The organism is Colwellia aquaemaris, from assembly GCF_057548755.1.
Genome location: NZ_BAAJLV010000006.1, coordinates 172,190 through 193,120 on the forward strand (window position 1 = coordinate 172,190; position 20,931 = coordinate 193,120).

16 protein-coding genes are annotated in these 20,931 nt (G+C 39.3%); 10 read left to right on the forward strand and 6 right to left on the reverse strand.

The window, feature by feature from the left end:
- Nucleotides 1-153 precede the first annotated feature (153 nt).
- The 3 genes from AC27HL_RS16210 (at nt 154) to AC27HL_RS16220 (ending at nt 3,387) form a co-directional block, all read left to right on the forward strand.
- Nucleotides 154-2,211, forward strand: coding sequence for a CapA family protein (locus AC27HL_RS16210; RefSeq protein WP_487082091.1), 2,058 nt, complete (start codon nt 154-156; stop codon nt 2,209-2,211).
- A 36-nt stretch (nt 2,212-2,247) separates the two neighbouring features.
- A complete protein-coding gene (locus tag AC27HL_RS16215; RefSeq protein WP_487082092.1) occupies nt 2,248-2,712 on the forward strand; it encodes an arginine repressor in 465 nt (154 codons plus the stop codon).
- A 111-nt stretch (nt 2,713-2,823) separates the two neighbouring features.
- Nucleotides 2,824-3,387 carry an Ntn hydrolase family protein gene (locus tag AC27HL_RS16220; protein ID WP_487082093.1) on the forward strand — a complete coding sequence of 188 codons (564 nt, stop codon included), beginning with the start codon at nt 2,824-2,826 and terminating at the stop codon, nt 3,385-3,387.
- Nucleotides 3,388-3,484: 97 nt separating this feature from the next.
- Here the strand turns inward: AC27HL_RS16220 and dgcA are convergent, their stop codons facing one another.
- The 4 genes from dgcA to gltS form a co-directional block, all read right to left on the reverse strand.
- Nucleotides 3,485-4,507 carry an N-acetyl-D-Glu racemase DgcA gene (dgcA, locus tag AC27HL_RS16225; RefSeq protein WP_487082094.1) on the reverse strand — a complete coding sequence of 341 codons (1,023 nt, stop codon included), beginning with the start codon at nt 4,505-4,507 and terminating at the stop codon, nt 3,485-3,487.
- Between the two features lie 11 nt (nt 4,508-4,518).
- Nucleotides 4,519-5,517 carry an N-acetyltransferase DgcN gene (gene dgcN / locus AC27HL_RS16230; RefSeq protein ID WP_487082095.1) on the reverse strand — a complete coding sequence of 333 codons (999 nt, stop codon included), beginning with the start codon at nt 5,515-5,517 and terminating at the stop codon, nt 4,519-4,521.
- A gap of 123 nt (nt 5,518-5,640) precedes the next feature.
- A complete protein-coding gene (locus AC27HL_RS16235; RefSeq protein ID WP_487082096.1) occupies nt 5,641-6,525 on the reverse strand; it encodes a LysR family transcriptional regulator in 885 nt (294 codons plus the stop codon).
- A 35-nt stretch (nt 6,526-6,560) separates the two neighbouring features.
- Nucleotides 6,561-7,775 carry a sodium/glutamate symporter gene (gene gltS, locus AC27HL_RS16240; RefSeq protein WP_487082097.1) on the reverse strand — a complete coding sequence of 405 codons (1,215 nt, stop codon included), beginning with the start codon at nt 7,773-7,775 and terminating at the stop codon, nt 6,561-6,563.
- 401 nt (nt 7,776-8,176) lie between these two features.
- Here gltS and AC27HL_RS16245 point away from each other — a divergent pair, with 401 nt between their 5' ends.
- The 4 genes from AC27HL_RS16245 to AC27HL_RS16260 all read left to right on the forward strand — a co-directional run bounded on the left by AC27HL_RS16245 (nt 8,177) and on the right by AC27HL_RS16260 (nt 14,820).
- Nucleotides 8,177-11,131, forward strand: a complete 2,955-nt coding sequence (locus AC27HL_RS16245; protein WP_487082098.1) for a TonB-dependent receptor domain-containing protein — start codon at nt 8,177-8,179, stop codon at nt 11,129-11,131.
- 88 nt (nt 11,132-11,219) lie between these two features.
- The gene (locus AC27HL_RS16250) at nt 11,220-12,404 is read left to right on the forward strand and encodes a M14 family metallopeptidase (RefSeq protein WP_487082099.1); all 1,185 of its coding nucleotides are present in this window, start codon (nt 11,220-11,222) and stop codon (nt 12,402-12,404) included.
- 8 nt (nt 12,405-12,412) lie between these two features.
- Complete coding sequence (locus tag AC27HL_RS16255; RefSeq protein ID WP_487082100.1) at nt 12,413-13,999, forward strand: N-acyl-D-amino-acid deacylase family protein; 1,587 nt, start codon at nt 12,413-12,415, stop codon at nt 13,997-13,999.
- A 71-nt stretch (nt 14,000-14,070) separates the two neighbouring features.
- Nucleotides 14,071-14,820: a substrate-binding periplasmic protein gene (locus tag AC27HL_RS16260; RefSeq protein ID WP_487082101.1), complete on the forward strand. Its 750-nt coding sequence runs from the start codon at nt 14,071-14,073 to the stop codon at nt 14,818-14,820.
- Nucleotides 14,821-14,858: 38 nt separating this feature from the next.
- Here AC27HL_RS16260 and AC27HL_RS16265 read toward each other — a convergent pair whose 3' ends face one another.
- Entirely contained in the window at nt 14,859-15,038 is a 180-nt protein-coding gene (locus AC27HL_RS16265; protein WP_487082102.1) for a hypothetical protein, read from the reverse strand.
- Between the two features lie 236 nt (nt 15,039-15,274).
- Here AC27HL_RS16265 and ahpC point away from each other — a divergent pair, with 236 nt between their 5' ends.
- Nucleotides 15,275-15,844 (forward strand): alkyl hydroperoxide reductase subunit C, encoded by a 570-nt coding sequence (gene ahpC / locus AC27HL_RS16270; RefSeq protein WP_487082103.1) that lies wholly within the window; start codon nt 15,275-15,277, stop codon nt 15,842-15,844.
- Nucleotides 15,845-15,939: 95 nt separating this feature from the next.
- Entirely contained in the window at nt 15,940-17,541 is a 1,602-nt protein-coding gene (ahpF, locus tag AC27HL_RS16275) for an alkyl hydroperoxide reductase subunit F (protein ID WP_487082104.1), read from the forward strand.
- Between the two features lie 92 nt (nt 17,542-17,633).
- Here ahpF and oxyR read toward each other — a convergent pair whose 3' ends face one another.
- The gene (gene oxyR, locus AC27HL_RS16280) at nt 17,634-18,536 is read right to left on the reverse strand and encodes a DNA-binding transcriptional regulator OxyR (RefSeq protein ID WP_487082105.1); all 903 of its coding nucleotides are present in this window, start codon (nt 18,534-18,536) and stop codon (nt 17,634-17,636) included.
- Nucleotides 18,537-18,745: 209 nt separating this feature from the next.
- Here oxyR and AC27HL_RS16285 point away from each other — a divergent pair, with 209 nt between their 5' ends.
- Nucleotides 18,746-20,587: a methyl-accepting chemotaxis protein gene (locus AC27HL_RS16285; protein WP_487082106.1), complete on the forward strand. Its 1,842-nt coding sequence runs from the start codon at nt 18,746-18,748 to the stop codon at nt 20,585-20,587.
- The last annotated feature ends 344 nt before the right edge of the window (nt 20,588-20,931 follow it).

The following is a 20,931-nucleotide window of genomic DNA, read 5'->3' on the forward strand; positions in this document are numbered from 1 at the left end:
TATAATGTGCTCCTCAATTGAGGGGCATTTTTTTTGCCTGCCATCAAGTGATTTAAAGCCATGCCTTGAAGTTATACTTGCCATCTATTTAGGAATGAAAATAGTTATAGGAAAGCGATATACTGGAACAAATACTTTGGATTTGGATACCTTATGTTGCGGACAATTTTTTGTGCTTTTTTAGTTTTTATTAGTCACCATGCTTTTGCCTTTGCGCAATATACGCTGCAAGGCAAGGTGATTGACGAACAAGCAGCGGCGTTAACGGACACTAAAGTTGTTATCAATGGTGTTACTCAAAGTACAGATAAGAGTGGTCAATTCAGCATTGAATTGCCATCGGCAGATATCTATCAATTAAAGATCAACAAAGAAGGTTACTTTCCTAGCATTCAAACCTTTAGTCATTATGAACTTTCACAAAATGCAGCAACTATCGCAGATATAACTCTGGTTAAAAAAGCTGAAAAGCGAGTCATGCTAGCGTTTGCTGGTGATGTTATGATGGGACGTCGTTACTACAAGCCTTACTTTGGCGATGAGGTACTGATTGAACCTGAAGATAAGCTAACTGGCAGTAAAGCCATAGTTGAGCATATTAAGCCATATATGAGCTTAGCTGATTATGCAGCGGTAAACTTAGAGACCCAAATAGCAGCAGAAAAACCGGCCGAACGTGCACCAAAATCAGTTACATTTTACTCGCAACCCGAAACGCTCGCGGCGCTAACTTGGGCTGGTATTGACTATGTGTCTTTAGGTAATAACCACACTTACGATTATTTGGATTCAGGCTTACATTCTACATTAGCGTTTTTGGATGATAGCCCTTTAGCTTATTCAGGTGCTGGCGTTAACGAAGAAGCAGCACTAAAAGCTCATACTGAAACAATAAAAGGCACTAACTTTTCAATGTTAGGTTATGTTGGCTGGGAAGGGAGTGCCAATCCAACACAAACAGCTAATCATCAACATGGTGGTGCTGCTTATGGTTCAATGGAAAATATACTCAACTCTGTTGCTAAGCAAGTTGCAGAAGATAAAGTGACCATAGTGCAATATCATGGCAGTCAAGAATATGCTAACAATCCTACGGGTGTTACAGAGCAACGTTTAAAGTCAGCATTAGATGCTGGTGCAGCGTTGGCAATAGCGCATCATCCTCATGTTACCCAAGGCATAGAGTTATATAACAATAAACTTATTGCCTACTCAATGGGGAACTTCATTTTTGACCAAAACTTTAGTGCAACACAGCATAGTTTAATTCTCTACGTATGGCTTGACGAAGGTAAATTTCATCGCGCTGAAATTGTGCCTTTATATGTCAAGGGTTACAAGCCAACGCCAGCAACGGGAACCAATCGTTATACTGTTATGAAACGTTTAACCGAGCTGTCTAAGCAACGTAATACTAAAATTACCATGTCGGGTGGTCACGGTGTTATTCAAGCAGATTCGGCAACTAACTCATCGCTTGATACCAAGAAAGTTACGCTTGCTATCGACATAGCAAATGATGAAAAAGTAACGCCACTTTATCAATTACCTTGGCATAAAACTATTCAACAGATAAATATGCCAAATCCTAATGTTTCATATCGCTTAGGTACTAATCTTATTAATGGTAGTGATTTCGAGAGCTTTGCGCTTTTTGATAGTCCAGAGCGTGGCTGGTTATTTGATAGAGCAGCAACATCATTAAATAACTTTGGCGCTAGTGGCCAACATAGTTTAGCGGTGAAACTGACAAACAGTGAAACAAGTACTTTTGGTATGCAGAGCTTTAGACGCGTTTATAAACCAAGTAGCGCCATGACCATTAAAGCGAAATTTAATGTAGAGGCACCCGTTAAGGTTAGCTTTTACTGGCAAGGACGAAAGACACGTCAAAAGTTATTTGATGCCTTTAAAAATAGCCCTAAACATTTAATTGATAGCATTGAATTATCCCCAAAAAGTGCATGGCAAAACGTTGAGCTTGATTTTAATTCACCACGTATAGGCTTTAAAAGCTTTCGTGTATTAGCTGAATTAGAATCACTTAGTGGCAAAGTGACTAAAGTTAACATTGATGATTTTGCTTTAGTGGAATGGCAAAGTGCTTTTGCCAAACAAGCAAAGCCTAATTTTTATAATACGCTGAGTTACCAAGCGGCATATTTAGGTGTAAATAAAGCCGTTACCAAGCCTGTTATGCTGACATTCTAATAATAGCTAAGACGTTGATAGGAAGTGATTAAGTAAATGAGTGCTGCCGAACCTGAATTGATAGATACTTTTAAATCATTATTGCAAGATCAGCGATTTGGATCGCAATTACAACTAGCAAGAGCACTGTCGTTGCGGGGTTTTGAAAATGTTACCCAAACACGTGTTTCGCGCTTACTAAACAAGGTAGGTGCAATAAAAATTCGTAATCATAATAATGATGCGGTTTATCGTTTACCTGAGAAGCAGTATATTCCGAGAGGGCAACAGGCAATTGATTCTGTTGTTCTCGATGTAAAGCATAATCATATGCAAATTATCATTAAAACTGTTATTGGTGCGGCAACCTTGATATCTAAAATGATTGAAAACATGGGCGAGCAAGCAGGCATATTAGGCTGTATGGCTAGTGATAATACCATACTTATTATCCCGGCTGATGTTGGTAAAATTCAGCAAACCATGACCACCATAATTGAGCATTTGGATGTTAACTTGTAGTTAGTTGTATTTCTTTTCCTTCAGATTTATTTTTATAGTATTGAAATTTGATACTACTCTGCTAAATTGTTAGCTTATTGAATTTTAAAGTGAATATTATAGGGATGTAAAGTGACGGTTATTGCAGCGGCTATTAAAGATGGAAAAATTAGTATCACATCAGACACACAACTCAATTTTGGCTCTCTTAAAGTAAATGAAAGTTACCTTCACGATCGAAAAAAACTTTTTAAGGTGAATGATAGTGTTATTGGCTTGACTGGCTGGTCTGCTACAAGCCAAATTATTGAACATTTAATTGAAAAAGAACCTGAACTTTTTAAGCTTTCTAATCGTTGGGAAGTTTTTGAAACATTGTTAACTTTGCAAGGAAAGTTAACAGAAGAATACTTTATAGAAACACGTGAAGATAGTGAACAACCAGTGGAATCAAATCAAGTCGACGGGTTAATAATTAATACTCAAGGTATTTTCCAAATAGGAAGTTATCGTGAAGTGCATCAATATGAAAAATTTTGGGCATTAGGCTCAGGGAGGCGACTTGCTCTTGGGGCAATGCATGCACTCTATGAAACTGGAGCCAGCGCACAAGAAATAACAGAAGCTGGAGTTCAAGCTGCCGCCGAATTTGATGATGGCTGCAATTTACCATTGAAGACCATAGTTCTCGAGTAGTTATCATCGATATCGTTTATTAAGCAATAAAAAAAGCCCTGCGAGCAGGGCAAGACACTTATAGATTCATGTCAAAGGGAACTCAATGAGAAGATTGTTAGCAGATAATAGTTGTTGCAGTTAAAAGCGTTTTACTTCCACCCCAAAGTACTTCAGATAATGGTTGCATAACACCTTGTTCAAACTTAAAGCCATGTTGATGATCATCACTAATTAAGAGTGGACCATCTAAATCAACAAACTTGGCGTCATTGACTAATAATGCCGCGGGCGCCATGGCTAATGAACTACCCACCATACAACCTAGCATAAGCTCAAAGCCTTGTGCTCTGGCTGCTTGCGCTAATAAAACTGCTTCGGTTAAACCACCGGTTTTATCTAGCTTAATATTCACTACCTGATAACGACCTTTTAAATATTCAAGTTCGGCACGGGTATGACAAGACTCGTCGGCGCATAGCGGCACAGGTGAAGAGAAGTTAATTAAGTCTTGGTCTTGGCCAGCAGGCAAGGGTTGTTCAATAAGTACCACATTGAGAGCTTTTAACTGCTGACAACATTGAGTTAAATCATCAATCGTCCAGCCTTCGTTAGCATCAACAATAAACTCACTGTTAGGGGCCGCCTGTTGAATTGCAGTCATCTTCTCGATGATATCTTGATTATCAAGTTTTACTTTTACCAACGGCGGATTATTAAGTTTAGCTACCGCATTTGCCATTGCTTCTGGTGTATCAATACTTAATGTTTGCGCCGTAACACAAGGCTTTGCTGGTGCAAGCTGTAGTAGTTTTGCTACTGAGGTTTGCTGTTGTTTCGCCTGTAAATCCCACCACGCACAATCGAGTGCATTGCGGGCAGCGCCTGCGGGTAGGGCTGCAATATATTCACTAATGTTGTCACTAGTCATCGCCTGCGTAGACAAGGCCTGTATTTGTTGGCTCACATTATCAACAGATTCTTGATAGCGTGCATAAGGCACTGCTTCAGCCCAACCAGTATTTACGCCATCAGAAATAGTTACGACAATAACATCTGCTTGCGTTTTTGCGCCACGGGCAATTCTAAAAACATTTTTTAACGGCAGTTGCAGATGAGTAACTTGAATGCTTAGATTCATGGTAATTTTGCCTATGCTAAAGTTTTTACGATACTGTCAGTACCGTCACGCAATGGGTCAACGCAAGGCAATGAGAATTGTTCGCTTAGTTGCGCACAAATACGTTGGCCCTCTTCAACGCTAACACTTGAGGTATTAACGGTTATACCCACCACTTTGGCGTTTGGGTTGGTCAATTTTGCCGCTTGTAAATTTAGCGCTATGGTTGTTTCAATGCTAGGGAACTGGCTATCTGGCAGACCACGCATATGGCTACGATTTAGGTCATGACAAACCACCAAGGCATCGGGCTGCGAGCCATGTAATAGCCCTAAACTTACGCCAGCAAACGCCGGGTGAGACAATGAACCTTGGCCTTCAATAATATCCCAATGCTCGCTATTATTATTTGGTGAAAGTGATTCCGTGGCGCCAGATAAAAAGTCAGAAATTACGCAATCAATGGCAACACCTTGACCCGCGATTAAAATTCCACACTGGCCAGTTGCGCGAAAGTCGACATCAAAACCTAGTTTTTTCATCGACTTTTCAAGGCTTAATGAGGTGTACATTTTACCTACTGAGCAATCAGTGCCTACGGTAAGCAAGCGTTTACCCGAGCGCTTTACACCTGTGCCGGTAACGAACTCTGCCTTTGGGTGGCGAATATCGAATAATTGTCGTTGTTTTTGTGTCGCTTTTTCTACAATTTCTGGAAAATCACTCAGTTTATCGTGTAAACCAGAAACAATGTCCATGCCATTGTCGAGTGCCTCTAAAATGTATGGCAGCCATTTTCTATCTAATACACCGCCGCTATTGGCAAAGCCTAGAATAAACGACTTAGCGCCTTGGCTAGCGGCTTGTGCAATATCCATTTTTTCAATGCCGGTGCTTACGGTACAACCATCAACACTGTATTCGCCAACACAAAGCTCTGGACGCCAATCTGCTGCGCCACGTGCCATTTTTATCGAAAGTTGATCAGTGGCATCACCAATAAATAATAGGTAAGGAGAAGCAATTTGCATAATGAAGTCCCTAAATTTAAACGCTGGAATAGCTGAATTTTTCTTATTCCGAGCTTAACTTAGTGGCCAAACATTAAAAGTACGAAGGCTTCCATTAGTCATAACCTAGGGTTATGATTTAGTTTAACTTGTTGAAATTCCGTTCTTTAAATACGGTATGAATTCGTCAATAACTTTTGATTTTGTTCGATTTTCTAAATGTACGGCATTAATGTTAAAGGTTAAGGCCGGTTCAAAAGAAGCAATGGCGACATTGTCAGATAAGTTGCCCTCTGCGGTGTAGCGGTCAACAACACAAACCCCTAATCCTTGAGCAACTAAACGCGCGGCAATAAAATAAGTTTGTACCTTAATTGAAGACTTAAAAGTAATGTCTTCTTCCATTGCTCTTGCCCAAAGCATATCGGCTAGCGGCCCACTGTCACTAATATCGATAAACTCAGAATCGCTGACTTGGCTTAAGGTTAACTGCTTAGGTGCATTAGGAAATTTATCCTTTGGATACACTATCACCAGTTCTGACTCGGTCAGTGGAATAGAGGTAATGCCAGGCATGCTATGGGGTGAAAATAATATCGCTAAGTCGCATTTATGTTCGAGCAATGATTGCATTACTGCATCGTTGTGAATAGTTTGAATATCAAAGGTGACATTGGGGTAATCTTGGTGGTAATTAGCGATAACATTGGGAATGGCATCGAAACCTAATGCGGGTGTCACCCCAAGTGCTATGCTGCCAAATTCTGACTTTTTAATATTCTGTGCGGTATTTTTTATCGAGCGCATTTGCTGATAAATTTTATCGACTTCGTCGAATAACATTTCAGCTTCTTCGGTTGGAATTAATCGACCTTTTACACGTTCAAATAGGTTGAAGCCGAGTTGTAACTCGGCGTGTGACAATACTTTACTGACCGAAGGTTGAGATACATGCAATATTTTCGCGGCATTGGTAATAGAGCCTGTCGTGTAAATGGCGTGAAAAATCTCTATGTGTCGTAAGCGCATTTAACGTCCTCAGTAAAGTATGTCGGTTTACTTGTTTAGCCACTAACAAATGGCAAGCTTAAATATAACTGTATAATCAAAGCATTGGTGATATCAATAAAAAATGCACCGACTAAGGGCACAACCAAAAATGCTTGCGGCGACGGGCCATGACGAGAAACTAAAGATTCCATATTAGCAACGGCTGTTGGTGTCGCGCCTAAACCGAAGCCACAGTGGCCACCTGCCATAATTGCAGCATTGTAATTTTTGCCCATAATTCTGAAGGTAATGAAGTAAGCAAATAACATCAGCGTGACTGCTTGTATTAAAATCATAAAAATCATCGGGCCAGCAAGGCTAACTAATTCCCACACTTTCAGTGACATTAATGCCATAGCAAGGAATATTGATAGCGCCATAGTACCCCATAAATCGATACACGCACGGCTGACCTTATAAATTTTAGTAAACTCGGTTAGGTTGGTGATAACCACACCAAATAATAATGGAATTAAAAAAGCAGGTAGCACCACGTCAATGGCTTTTAAGGCTTCATAACCCATACGTCCTAAATACATACATAGCAGGATAACAAACAAGGTTTCCATCATTTTCTTTGGCGTAACTAAGTCGTGATCTTCTGGGTCAAAGGTAATGGTGTCATCTAATTCTTCATGGTATGAAGTATCTGCTTTGAGGTTATATTTCTTGATCAATTTTTTACTGACAGGTCCACCCGCTAAGCCACCTAAAATTAGCCCTAAAGTTGCTGCTGCCATGGCTAACTCAAAAACGCTGCTGTGCATACCGTATTCATTAATAAATAGGTCGGCATAAGTTGCGCCATTGCCGTGCCCACCAGAAAGTGTCACTGAACCGCCAATGAGCCCCATCAAGGGTTCCATGCCAGTCGCTGCGGCAATGGAAACACCTACGGCATTTTGTACAAGCAAGTACAAGGTAGCAACACCTAAAAAGAGAGCTACTTTCGGGCCACCTTTAAGTAATAAGGTAAAACTTGCCCCTAAACCGACAGTGGTAAAAAACACTGTCATTAATGGGGTTTTAAACGCCATATCAAATTGAAAGTTCACATCGAAATAGACATGTGCAATGGCAGAAAGTATAGAAAAAGCTATGCCACCAACCACAGGTTCTGGAATGTTGTTGTTTTGTAGAAAAGCAATTTTGCTATTTAAGTAATAACCAGCAAAAAGAATGACAAGTGAAACTAGCAGAGTTTCAGCGGTAGATATTTCAATATTCATATGAGCATTTAACCTTTTTCTATTTGGCGTTTTTTCGTTATCGCATGATTCTTATATGGACAATGCATCGAAATTCGATTGTAAAGAGATAATCATTCGATCAGCAGTTCAAAAATTTAAGAGAGTCATAACCAAAAGTTTTACATGCGCGTTGGGCGTATTGCCTTTGTACCGAGCAAAATTGCGCGGGAGCTTAGCATAGAAATATCGAGTATTGGCTGATTACCATCAAAAATTGGCTGAATTTGTAACTTTGCTATAACTTTAGGTTATGGGTTGTAAACGAAGAGTCAATGGTATTGCGTTTGTTAATTCGGCATGGTGAACCTAACAACAAAAAATGAATATAAAAATATTCAATAAATAAAACAATATAAATGCAACTTATGATGGTGAGAGTGATGAAACAACAAGCGATGTATAAGCATAAGTTAAAGCGCCTAAGTCTATGTGTATTAGCCGCCTTAACAGCCCAATCAACTATTATTCAGCACGCCAATGCTGAAGAAGCTACGGCATCAGAAAAAGATGTTGAGCGTATTAGTGTTATTGGTTCACATATTAAAGTAAATCATGATACTGGTGCTTTGCCAGTAACAGCTATCTCTGCTGAAGATATAGAAAATAGTGGTGCGTTATCGGGTGCTGAATTACTTGCAGAAATTCCACAACAAGGTGATGTTGCATTTAATAGTTCTCGTTCTGTTGGCGGTGTTAATGACGCCCGTGGTGATGTTTCATCATATAACCTAAGAGGTTTAGGTACAGGTAATACACTTGTATTATTGAATGGTCGTCGTTTAGTGTTACACCCAGGTACGCAGTCAGAGAACTTTGTACCAGTAACTACCGCAAACTCAAATACCTTGCCAGTACGTGGTTTAAAGCGTGTTGAAGTTTTACGAGATGGTGCTGCTGCTATTTATGGCTCAGACGCGGTTGCAGGTGTAGTTAACTATGCCTTGAAAGAAAATTACGAAGGCTCAGAGCTCAATTTTAATTATGGTAATGAAGAAGGTACTGAGCGCGATGCACTTAATCTAAGTGGTGCAACTGGCTTCTATCTTAATGATGAAAAAACACATGTTTCAATGTCGGCGGGTTTTTACAAACGTGAAATTATCATGGCCAGTGAAAAACCTTACGCGAAAAGCTCTGATTTGCGTGAGAACACGCGTTTTCCAGATGAAGTTATTGTGACTGGTACTGACGACGACGGTAACCCTATTTATAATAACAGTGATTTACATAACTTAAACTCATCAACACCTTGGGGCGAGTTTAGAACCAGTACTTTAGGCACATTCCACTTACAACCAGATACGCTTTCAGGTTGTGAAGATTCAGACTCTCGTGGTAATCCAACAACTGCTTTAGATGTTGAAGGCGTCTGTGTTGACCGTGGTAGCCAACCTTCAAGTGATGGTTATGATCGCAACAGTGAACGTTCATTAAGTTCAGGTGTTGAGCGCGCAAATTTCTATGGTTTATTGACTCACGAAATTAATGATGACATCGAGCTATACGGTGAAGCGCTTTATTATTATGCCAAAGCTGACCGTATTCGTGAGCAAACCTCTAACTTAACATCACAACGCTTCACTATTGCTGCAGATGCTTTTTACAACCCATTCGGTGAAGAAGTTGATTTACGTAAATACCGTCCAGTAGATACTGGCCCACGTAATATTGAAGTAACTGACAAAAGCTACCGTCTATTAACGGGTTTACGTGGTTACTACAATGACTGGGACTGGGATAGTGCAATTCTTTACTCAAAAGCTAATACTAAAGATAAAGCCAACCGTATACATACTCAGCGTTTTCAAGAAGCAATAAACAGTACAGATCAAGCAACTGCATATGATGTGTTTAATGGTGCCGATGTTAATAACACCAACGTTGGTGATCCTACCGGTAACGAGCAAGCGGTTATCGACAATTTTATGATAGAAGTTGTCCGCGAAAGTGAAACAGAATTAGCGCTATTTGATTTTAAAGTATCAAAAGGTGATCTTTTTGAATTACCTGCTGGCGATGTCGGTTTTGCTGCTGGTGTTGAATATCGTTATGAAAGTTTCTTTGATATTCGCTCTAACGAGCTAAATACAAGCCAACAGTTTTTAGATATTGTTGGTGGTGCAAAAGATGTTGACCAATATGCCAGTGTTGTTTTAGGTAGTAGTCCAACACCTGACGCAGCAGGTAGTCGCAATGTGTTTTCCGCCTATGGTGAATTTGCTATTCCTTTACTTGAAGGCTTACCAATGATTGAACGTTTAGATATGCAGTTAGCTGCACGGTACGAACGTTTCTCTGATGTTGGTGATATTTTAAAACCTAAAGCTGCACTTTCTTGGATTATGAATGACTATGTACAATTTAGAGCATCATATTCAGAAGGCTTTAAAGCGCCAGGTTTACCACAGGTAGTTGCTGTTGATATTTCTCGTGTAAATACACGTAGTGACCCTATAACTGATTCTCGCTATGGCGTACTAGAAGTGCGTAGTGGTAGTGATACTTTAAAACCAGAAGAAAGTGAAAGTTTAAGTTGGGGCTTTGTAATTCAGCCAACGAAAAACTTAACTTTTACGGCTGACTGGTGGCAACTTGATCAAACCGATACGGTTGGATTAATACATTCACAAACGCAATTACTATACGATGCCATGCTGCGCTACCAAGATCCTACCGGTAATGGCAACCCAGTCATAACCCGTGGCGGCGATGATAATGAAGTAATTGCAGTACAAAATGACTATATTAATTTACAAGACAGAGAATCATCAGGAGTTGATTTAGGTGTTGTTTACGACTTAGAAACCGATTTTGGTAAATTTAAGTTTAAAGCCAATGCCGCGAAACTAATGAAGTTTTATCAATTAGCTGATGATGTAACGTCGCAAGTTATTGCTGCACAAAATTCGACTGACCAAGGTTTAGTTGATGCTTTAAAATATAGAGGCGATGAAGTCACAATAACAGGTAGTGGTGATTTGATTGGCCAAAACGGTCGTCCTGAATGGCGTGTTACTTCATCTATTGATTGGAGAAAAGAAGCATGGGGTGCTGGGGTTAGATACCGTTATGTTAGTGGCTTTGAAGATACTAGCTTAGATTACAGCATTGGTGAAGAAGACTTTAAATACCAAGTTGAAAGCTTTTCTCGAGTAGATGCTTACGTTAATTATCGCTTACCAAAGAACGTGATGGATAAAACTAAAATCACTTTCGGTGTTAAAAATATAGGTGATAAAAAACCACCTATTGCTGATGAAACTTTTGGTTATAACAGCAGTGTACACTCTAGCTTAGGTCGTTACTTCTACGTTAATTTTAACAAGAAGTTTTAAGATTTAGCGTGATTTAATGATGGCTCGGCTCGTATATAACGACCGAGCCATCTTTCCTCAAATTATTCGAAACCTCTAAGATATTATTATGAAAATGACACGACTATTTTGCTCATGGTTATTTACAACTTTATTTCTTACTTCGTGTGCGAAAACGGTTGTCGCCAATAAAAGTAACAATGAGCAAGCATGTGATGTCGGCGCCGTTCGCGTGCTGGCAGATTTTGAAACGAGCCGAATGGATGAATGTAAGCATTTAGGAAGCAATAACTTTCAAATTACGTTAAAGCCTGAAAACACGCCGATAAACCCAAGCCCTTGGTATGCTTTTAAAGTTGTGGCAGAGCAACCGACAACAGTAAACATTTCTATAAAAGTTGCTGGTAAAAGAGAGAATCGCTATTTGCCAAAAATTAGCGATGATATGAAAACTTGGCGGGTGCTTGATTATCGGTATCGTGGGAAAACCCTTACTTTAAATGTTGATGCCTCTGCTCAGCCTAAATATATTGCCGCTCAAGAAGTGATTAACAATCAGTATTACCTTGATTGGGCAAAGCATTTAGAAACTACAACTCAAGTGAAGCAAAGTAGACTTGGTGAGTCTTTACAGGGGCGGCCAATTTACAAACTTGAAAGTAAAGGTAATAGTGATGAGTGGTTGGTGGTTCTTGGTCGGTTGCATCCACCAGAGATTACCGGCGCGTTAGCACTATTTCCGTTTGTGGAAACCTTGCTCGCAGATAACAAATTCGCTGAAAACTTTCGCAAAAAATTTAATGTGTTAATTATTCCTAATTTAAATCCAGACGGTGTTGCCATGGGAAATTGGCGTCATAACGCTAATGGCGTTGATTTAAACCGTGATTGGATTACTTTTAAGCAACCGGAAACCACGCAAGTTCATCAATATTTACAGCATTTAGTTGCCCAAGGCCAAAAGATAAAGTTTGCCGTTGATTTTCACTCTACCCAACATGATGTTTTTTACACCATGCCGGTTGATTACGGCGTTGAAGATCGCTTTTTTGTTAAACATTGGCTAGGCGCATTAAATCAATCATTACCTAGTTTTGAGGTAATTCAAAAGCCAGGTAATCGACCGAACAATGGTGTATCTAAGCAATACTTTGCAGACAACTACAAAGTTCACGCTATTACCTATGAAGTGGGTGATGAAACAAATCGTGATAGTATTAAAGTTATTGCTAATAATGCCGCGGTAACGTTAATGCAAACATTGATGTCTGGCGCAGATCATAACAAAGAGTAAACTTGTCGATGAGTTATTTAAATCGGGTTGTCGTTATAAGCCTAACAATGTTGGGCTTATCAGTGTTGAGTGCTTGTTCTGAGCATAAGCCTACAGCGGTAACAAAAAAGCCAGTACTAGTTGATACGCTAATAATTAATGGCACTGTTTATAACGGTATTGCTCTCGAGGCTCAGGCAATCGATGTAGCTATATGTGGTAGCGATATATGTGGTATTTATCAACAAGGCCAGCACAGCGTGCAAGCGAAAAATATAATTGATGCCAGCGGTAAAATTGTCAGCCCAGGATTTATCGACCCTCATACTCACACATTAGAAGAATTATACAGTAACGACAAAAATCATAATCTTAATTATTTAACGCAAGGAGTGACTACCGTTGTCAATGGTAATGACGGAGAAGGGCCGGTCGATATTGCGAAAACAGCACAAGAGCTTGAAGCAAATGGCATAGGTACTAATGTCGCCTTGTTGGTTGGTCATGGCAGTGTTCGTGAACAAGTAATGGGGCGAGCACAGCGCTATGCTAATGCTGAAGAACTAATGGAAATGTCACAATTACTAACACAAGCCATGGAAGCGGGAGCGTTAGGTTTATCAAGTGGTTTGTATTATGTTCCAGGTAGTTTTGCTAATACCGAGGAAGTTGTTACTTTGGCAAAAATTGTCAGTAAATATAATGGCATCTACGACACCCATTTGCGTGATGAAAGCACTTTTAATATTGGTTTTTTGGCTGCTTTAGATGAAGCAATTCATATCGCTGATGCTGCTGATATTCACTTACATCTTGCGCATATTAAAGCACTTGGTGTTGATGTTTGGGGGCAAAGTAATCAAGCGATTGAAAAAATAACTCAAGCGCAGGCGAGGGGTATTAGCATTTCTGCTGATCAATATCCGTGGCTTGCCTCCGGCACTAAGTTACGCAGTGCGGTAATGCCCAAATGGGTAATGGCAGATTCTAAACAAGCATTTCATCAACGCTTAAATGATGCTAACTTGGCTGATAAGCTAAGAACGGAGATTCAAGAAAATATTCGACGTCGTGGTGGGCCTACATCACTGCTGATCACAGCATTTAAAAGATCAGAATTGGTTGGGAAAACCTTGGCAGACGTGGCTAAGATGCGCCAACAAGATGCCGTAACTTCCGCCATTGAGCTGGTACAAGAAGGTGAAGTACGTGTGGCGTCATTTAATATGTCAGCAACTGATGTTGAAACCTTTATGGTGCAGCCTTGGGTAGTAACCTCTTCAGACGGTACCAATGGTCATCCGCGTAAATTTGCTAGTTTTCCACAAAAATATCAGCAATATGTTATTGAAAAAGGCCTTCTAACTTTGGGTGAGTTTATCAAGAAAAGCTCAGGGCAAACCGCAAGTCTATTGGGCTTGAAGAATCGTGGACAACTAACCGAAGGCTATAAAGCCGATATTATCATTTTTGATGCCGATAATTTTTCTGCAAATGCAGATTTTTCAACTTGGAATAAATATTCAGCGGGTATTGAACAAGTTTGGCTTAATGGTCAATACGTTATTAAAGATGGTAAGTATCAACAGCGACTTGCAGGCAAGTTTGTGCATTGATTAAAACTGGTGAATTAGGTATTTTCGTTCATAGTTAAAGTATTAAGGTACCAAGAGAAGTTTTTAAGCTTATGAAATGTTTTATTTTCGTTATAGCTTTATTTTTCTGTGAGCAACCTTATGGAAACCAAGGAAGAAAACCTGTTATTAAGGCTGCCGTTGCAGAAGAGTTTAGACATGGCCTACACAGTAAATACTTGCAGTATTTTGCCGATAAATTAAATGTACAATTAGAATTAACAACCATGCCATTTGCTCGGCGTTTATTGCAAATTGAAAATGGTCAATTAGATTTAATTGTAGGTATTCAAAAAACAGAACAGCGTCAAGATGAGTTTATTTATATTTTGCCGCATTATGAGTCGCTCTCACATCGCATTTTTACACTCAAAGAAAACCATCTCAACATCAAAAGTTACCGTGATTTGGCAGGAAAGTATATTGGTGTTAATCGTTATGCTAAATATTTTCAACCATTTGACGGTGATGAGAAAATCAATAAATTTAGGGCATCAGGTGTCGTGCAAAATATTGAACTATTGCTGCGAGGACGTATAGATGCTTTTATGCATTACGAAGAAAGTACCTTGCCATTGCTTGCTAGGCTGGGTGAGAAAAATAAAATTGCTAAATCTCTTTATCAACCCGCGTTTGAAACACGGCATTATCTTGCTATTTCTAGTCATTCAAAGCTTGCTGCCCGCAAAGAGGAATTAAAATCAATTGTTGAAAGAGCCGTTAAGAATAATGACCTACTTAACATACGTCTCAACCATTATGCTGATATTCACGCCAATAATAATGCCGCGTTACCGCGGTAACTAACATTTTTAGCTTATAGCTTGCAACGGGCGTTCAATTAGTTGTAACCCAGCACATGGCTAGATGTGCCATCTTCTAACAATTCTAATATTTTATGCATAATAGCTTCATTGCCTTTCGTTGCTTGCTGTGTTTGTTTGGCAATAATTTTACGGGTGATGTAATTAAATTCATCTTCTTGTTGCTGCATGCTTTCTTGAGTGTGACTAATGTTCATGATTTTTCCTTTGGCTAAGCTCTAAACACTATATTTACTTGCCTTGAGTATTTTTAACAGTGTTAAAGCTTTTGTGCCCTATAGCAAAAAGTTATGAGCTGGCGTTTGTTTACTTTATTGTGATAGGTTTTTTCTATTATAATTATCAAATCAAACGATTGTATCTATTTTTTCCTAGGGCTTAATATTATCTCAACTTAAATAGCACAAGCTTTTACAAACAAGTGGAGATAAGCATGTATCAATCAATTATTAATTCAACAATTAAACCTTTTAAAGCAACGGCGTTTAGCAATGGCGAATTCATCGAAGTTTCAGAAGCTGATGTTGCTGGGAAATGGTCAGTATTCTTTTTCTACCCTGCAGATTTTACTTTTGTATGTCCTACTGAGTTAGGTGATATGGCAGACCATTATCAGCAACTTCAAGAAATGGGTGTTGAAGTTTATTCAGTATCAACTGATACACACTTTACACATAAAGCGTGGCACGACAGTTCAGACACTATCGGCAAAATTCAATATCCGATGATTGGCGACCCTACAGGTACTATTACGCGTAATTTCGGCGTTATGATAGAAGAAGATGGTTTAGCACTTCGCGGTACTTTCTTAGTAAACCCAGAAGGTGAAATTAAAGTAGCTGAAGTACATGACTTAGGTATTGGGCGTTCGGCAAAAGAACTAGTTCGTAAGATTCAAGCGGCACAATATGTTGCGGATCATGACGGTGAAGTATGTCCAGCTGCATGGCAACCAGGTGCAGAAACATTGGCGCCTTCATTAGATTTAGTTGGCAAAATCTAAATACCAACTTAAATCACGCCGCAACTTATGAATAGTCGTTGCGGCTGATCTTTTCCCTTGCTCGAAAACAACTTACTCATACCAAGGAATAAACCATGTTAGATACGAACTTAAAGCAACAACTAAAGACTTACTTGCAGAATTTGACCTCGGCTGTTGAGTTGTCGGTGTTTTTAGATAATGACGTAAAATCTCAAGAATTAAGCACTCTTGTGTCTGAAATTGCACAAATGTCACCATTAGTTTCGATTGTAGAAAGCGATGCGCAGAATGAACGTGTCCCTTCAATGTTAGTAAGATCAGTAAAAACCGGCAGCGAAATGCGTTTTGCTGGTGTGCCTATGGGGCATGAATTTACCTCACTGGTGCTTGCATTGCTGCATAGTGGTGGCCATCCAATTAAACTTGATGAGGAAGTTATTAAACAAGTCGGCGCATTAGAGGGCGAATATAGTTTTGAAACCTATATCTCATTGAGCTGTCAAAATTGTCCTGATGTAGTACAGGCGCTAAATATGATGTCAGCGATTAATCCACAAATTAAACATGTGATGATTGATGGCGCACTTTTCCAAGAAGAAGTTTATCAACGCGATATTTTGTCGGTTCCTGCTGTTTATTTAAATGGTAAAGCGTTTGGCCAAGGTCGAATGACCATTACTGAAATTTTGAATAAAGTTGATAGCAATGCAGGCGCTCGACAAGCAGCAAGTATTAACCAAAAAGAGGCGTTTGACTTGCTTGTCATTGGTGGCGGTCCAGCAGGTGCAGCGTCAGCAATATATAGTGCGCGTAAAGGCATTCGTACTGGCATAGTTGCCGACAGATTTGGTGGTCAAGTGCAAGACACCATGGCGATAGAGAATTTTATTTCAGTGAGTGCTACAGAAGGCCCTAAATTAGTGGCTAGCCTCGAAGCGCATGTGAAAGATTACGACGTTGACATCATGAATAATCAACGGGTAAAAAATATTATTGAAAGTGATGTTACAGGTGGCTTGATAACTGTTGAGTTAGAAAACGGTGCTAGTTTGCAAACTCGTTCAACTATCATAGCAACGGGAGCACGCTGGAGAGAAATGAATGTACCGGGCGAGCAAGAATATCGCGGCAAAGGTGTCGCATATTGTCCACATTGTGATGGACCATTATTTAAAGGCAAATCTGTGGCTGTTATTGGTGGCGGTAATTCAGGTATTGAAGCGGCGATTGATTTAGCTGGCATTGTTGAACATGTTACTGTCTTAGAGTTTGATTCAACATTGCGCGCCGATGCGGTATTGCAAAATAAAGCTCGTTCGCTCAACAATATCGATATTATTGTTAATGCTCAAACTACAGAAGTGCTAGGGAATGGTAAACACGTGACAAGCTTGAATTACATAAACCGTGCCACCAATGAGCAAGAAAATATTGAACTGGCGGGTATATTTGTACAAATCGGGTTAGTACCAAATTCACAGTTTTTGCAAGGGACGGTTGATTTAACCCAACGAGGTGAAGTTATTGCAAATCAAAAAGGTGAAACTAATGTAGCGGGCGTCTATGCAGCAGGAGACGTGACAGATTCACCTTACAAACAAATAATTATTGCTATGGGAAGCGGCGCAACGGCAGCACTTGGCGCATTTGATTATTTAATTCGAACGCCAAATCCAGCTAGCAGTTCGGCGGAAAAAGAAGAGATTGCCGCTTAAGTTATTAACTGAATGTGTAACACTTAAAAAACGCACCTTATTGAGGTGCGTTTTTTGTTCATTACAGAAATTATTATATAAAGCAAGCAAACTTAAGGGCTTAATAAAGGGGTTACAGAGTTTCTAACGGTAGTGGCAACTGTTCTGACACAATCCATTCTTGGATAACCTGTTCTACAAAGCAGTGATATTTCTCGTGTTGGTTGTGGCTTAATAAAGGGAATATAATTTATGTCTTGATTAGAAAGAGGGTTCAGTGTCGCCAGTTTTGGTAGTAAGGTAATGCCCATATTGCTAGCCACCATATAGCGTAATGTTTCAAGACTGGTAGCTCTAAAACTGTGGTCCTCTTCTGCACCAGCACTAAAGCAATAACCCATAGCTTGATCTCTTAAGCAATGCCCGTCTTCAAGGGTTAGAATTTTTTGATTTTGCAAATCATCAAAACTCACCTGTGATTGTTCTGTAAAGTAGTGTTGTGATGACGTTGCCATAAGCAGCGGCTCTTCAAATAAATTATAACGTTCAAATCGCTCCATTTCAGGTAGCCAAGGTAACACTAGAATATCAAGTTTACCTTCTTCTAATTGTCGTAATAGATCTTGGGTTCTATTTTCATGTAAATAAAAGTTAATTTTTGGTAACTCGGTATTTAACGCTGGCATTATGTGTGGCAGTAAATATGGCGCTAACGTTGGGATCAAGCCTATATGTAAATCGCCGGACAGCGGATCAAGCAATGCTTTTGCTGCTTCTTCAAAATTTGTTGCGGCGGTAAGTACGTGTCTTGCTTCTTTAATCAGCTTCTCACCGGCAGGCGTCAACATAACATTGCGAGTTTGTCGCTCAACTAATGTTAACTTTAATTTCTGCTCGAGCTTTTGAATTTGTCCACTTAACGTTGGCTGACTAACAAAACAAGCTTGTGCGGCATGACCAAAATGCTTATGTTCAGCGATGGCCAAAAGGTATTCTAAATCTCGAATTTTTATCATAGACGTAAACTATCAATAGAGTCGCTTTAATAATGAACGCTTATCTTAAATAACGGCAACAGGTTTTACCAGTTTCGAAACCACTATACAGTGGGGGAATAATTGTTTCTATTTGATTTTAAGCAAGATTTTTGCAGTCAAAGATGGTTTATTTGAATAATTGAAATTATAATATTATTCCCTCCTCATTGCTGTTATAGAGACGTAATATGAAATTAAGCATTAAGCAAAAGCTCTATGTCATTGTATCTTTGGTAGTTCTTGGCATGCTTGGACTTTACCTTGAAAATGATGTTAATCAGAAGAAAACGGCGAATTTAATTGAAATAAAAACTGAACTTAAAGATTTACAAGTTCAAATGTTGCAATTGCGCCGCAGCGAGAAAGATTTTTTACTACGTAAAGATATTAAATATCGGAAGAAGTTTGACGATAGTTATAAACGAGCGTCATATCTTTTTTCTGATATGGAACAACGTTTAATAACAGCGGGAATTTCTACCCAAGAATTACTGGTTATTAAGCAAAGCTTACAAAGTTACCGATTATCATTTGAAAAACTTCTAGATAATTCGGTTGTTAAAGGTCTTGATAAAGATTCGGGCAGCTATGGTAAGTTGCGAGCGGCAACTCATGCGCTTGAAGAAAGTGTTGAAGCTATGAATGACTTTGAATCGCTATCTTTGCTGCTAACGCTTAGACGTCACGAAAAAGATTTTATTTTGCGAAGCGATGAAAAATACTTGGCTCGTTTAATCAATGTCGCTGAAACTTTAGAAAACCGACTTCCAAATGCCAATACCCGTAACCTATTAGCAGAGTACACCAATGAATTTAATCAATTCGTCGAAATTTCAAAGCAAATTGGTTTAGATAGTAAGTCAGGTATTCGTGGTGAAATGCGCGAAGCGGTTCATAAAGTAGAAAGCGAACTTAATAAAGAAATTGAATTACTCAATGGTTATATTAATTCCGGCATAGCTCAAGCGAATATGCTGCATTTTATTGTTACTTTAGTTGTTTCTGTACTGATCACAGGGGTAATTATTATTGTTGCTAGGCAAATTATTAATCCATTAAATAGTTTCTCAGTTAGAATTTCTGAAATCAGAAAAGGTAACGACCTTACACAAAGAACCGAAGCTCGCCATGATGAAATTGGTATGATTTCTAAAGAGTTTAATATCTTTATGGAGCATTTTCAGGAGCTCATTAAAAGCATTAACCAAACTGTTGACTCTCTTAGTGAGTCATCAAATATTGTTTCGGGTAGCGTTTCTAAAACTACGGAAGGGATTATAAATCAATCACAGCAAAGTGATATGGTGGCTACTGCGGTCACTGAAATGGGTATTGTTGCCGGAGAAATAGCAGATAATGCTCGATTGACTAAAGAGCGTACCGACGAAGCATCTGTTAAAGCTATTGAAGGTAAGGAAAAGCTTGATAGCACCGTGGTAAATATTAATCAGCTCTCAGAACAGCTAATAGGTGCTGGTGAAGAAATAGTACAACTACAAGAAAAAAGTAATGGCATTACTTCAGTACTTGAGGTTATCAAGGGGATTGCTGAGCAAACTAACTTACTCGCGCTTAACGCTGCGATTGAAGCGGCTCGGGCTGGCGAGCAGGGGCGTGGTTTTGCCGTGGTTGCTGATGAAGTGAGAACTTTAGCGGTCAGAACCCAAGATTCTACAGCAGAAATTACCGCTATTATTAACGAGCTTCAAGTAACAACATCGGAAATTGTCAACACAGTTAACGTCTGCAAAGAGCAGGGTTTAAATAGTGTTAACCAGGCACAAGACACAGAAGAAGTGCTTAATGAGATCATAACGGATGTAAACTCAATTGCCGAAATGACAGTACTTGTGGCAACAGCCGTTGAACAACAAGCGATTGTTGTAAAAGATGTTGATGAAAATATTATCCGCATTCGTGATATTGGTGAACAGGTTGCAAGTGACTCTCAAGAAAACTCTCGAGCTAGTGATGATGTTGCAGCCTTAGCAAGCGAGCTACACGACGAAGCGAGTATTTTTAAAATTTAGTTATTATTAAGTTTTAAATAATAATTAAAAGCCTGATAAATGAATTTCACTATCGGGCTTTTTTTATATCTGATGTAAGCAAGCCCGTATTTTACCGTCGGATAATAAAAGATGAAGTTTTAACTATTCACATTATTCAACATTCTTTATTGCCAATTAAAGCCGTTGCGCCTTTATCAGCCATCATAAGCGCAATAAAAACGCAGTCTGTACAAATAAAAAGCAAACAACCCTTTTTCTTTAAATTAAATGAAATTAGCGGTTGACGTCGCCGCAAAAATCCCTAAAATGCGCTCCACTTCTTCAGGGAGACCTGAGAAGCGGGTTTTAAAGAGTTATCTCAA

Excerpts from the sequence above, each read along its gene's own strand:
- AC27HL_RS16210 (WP_487082091.1), top strand. The coding sequence starts at position 154 with ATGTTGCGGACAATTTTTTGTGCTTTTTTAGTTTTTATTAGTCACCAT.
- AC27HL_RS16215 (WP_487082092.1), top strand. The coding sequence starts at position 2,248 with ATGAGTGCTGCCGAACCTGAATTGATAGATACTTTTAAATCATTATTG.
- dgcA (WP_487082094.1), bottom strand. The coding sequence starts at position 4,507 with ATGAATCTAAGCATTCAAGTTACTCATCTGCAACTGCCGTTAAAAAAT.
- dgcN (WP_487082095.1), bottom strand. The coding sequence starts at position 5,517 with ATGCAAATTGCTTCTCCTTACCTATTATTTATTGGTGATGCCACTGAT.
- AC27HL_RS16235 (WP_487082096.1), bottom strand. The coding sequence starts at position 6,525 with ATGCGCTTACGACACATAGAGATTTTTCACGCCATTTACACGACAGGC.
- gltS (WP_487082097.1), bottom strand. The coding sequence starts at position 7,775 with ATGAATATTGAAATATCTACCGCTGAAACTCTGCTAGTTTCACTTGTC.
- AC27HL_RS16245 (WP_487082098.1), top strand. The coding sequence starts at position 8,177 with ATGAAACAACAAGCGATGTATAAGCATAAGTTAAAGCGCCTAAGTCTA.
- AC27HL_RS16250 (WP_487082099.1), top strand. The coding sequence starts at position 11,220 with ATGAAAATGACACGACTATTTTGCTCATGGTTATTTACAACTTTATTT.
- AC27HL_RS16255 (WP_487082100.1), top strand. The coding sequence starts at position 12,413 with ATGAGTTATTTAAATCGGGTTGTCGTTATAAGCCTAACAATGTTGGGC.
- AC27HL_RS16260 (WP_487082101.1), top strand. The coding sequence starts at position 14,071 with ATGAAATGTTTTATTTTCGTTATAGCTTTATTTTTCTGTGAGCAACCT.
- AC27HL_RS16265 (WP_487082102.1), bottom strand. The coding sequence starts at position 15,038 with ATGAACATTAGTCACACTCAAGAAAGCATGCAGCAACAAGAAGATGAA.
- ahpC (WP_487082103.1), top strand. The coding sequence starts at position 15,275 with ATGTATCAATCAATTATTAATTCAACAATTAAACCTTTTAAAGCAACG.
- ahpF (WP_487082104.1), top strand. The coding sequence starts at position 15,940 with ATGTTAGATACGAACTTAAAGCAACAACTAAAGACTTACTTGCAGAAT.
- oxyR (WP_487082105.1), bottom strand. The coding sequence starts at position 18,536 with ATGATAAAAATTCGAGATTTAGAATACCTTTTGGCCATCGCTGAACAT.
- AC27HL_RS16285 (WP_487082106.1), top strand. The coding sequence starts at position 18,746 with ATGAAATTAAGCATTAAGCAAAAGCTCTATGTCATTGTATCTTTGGTA.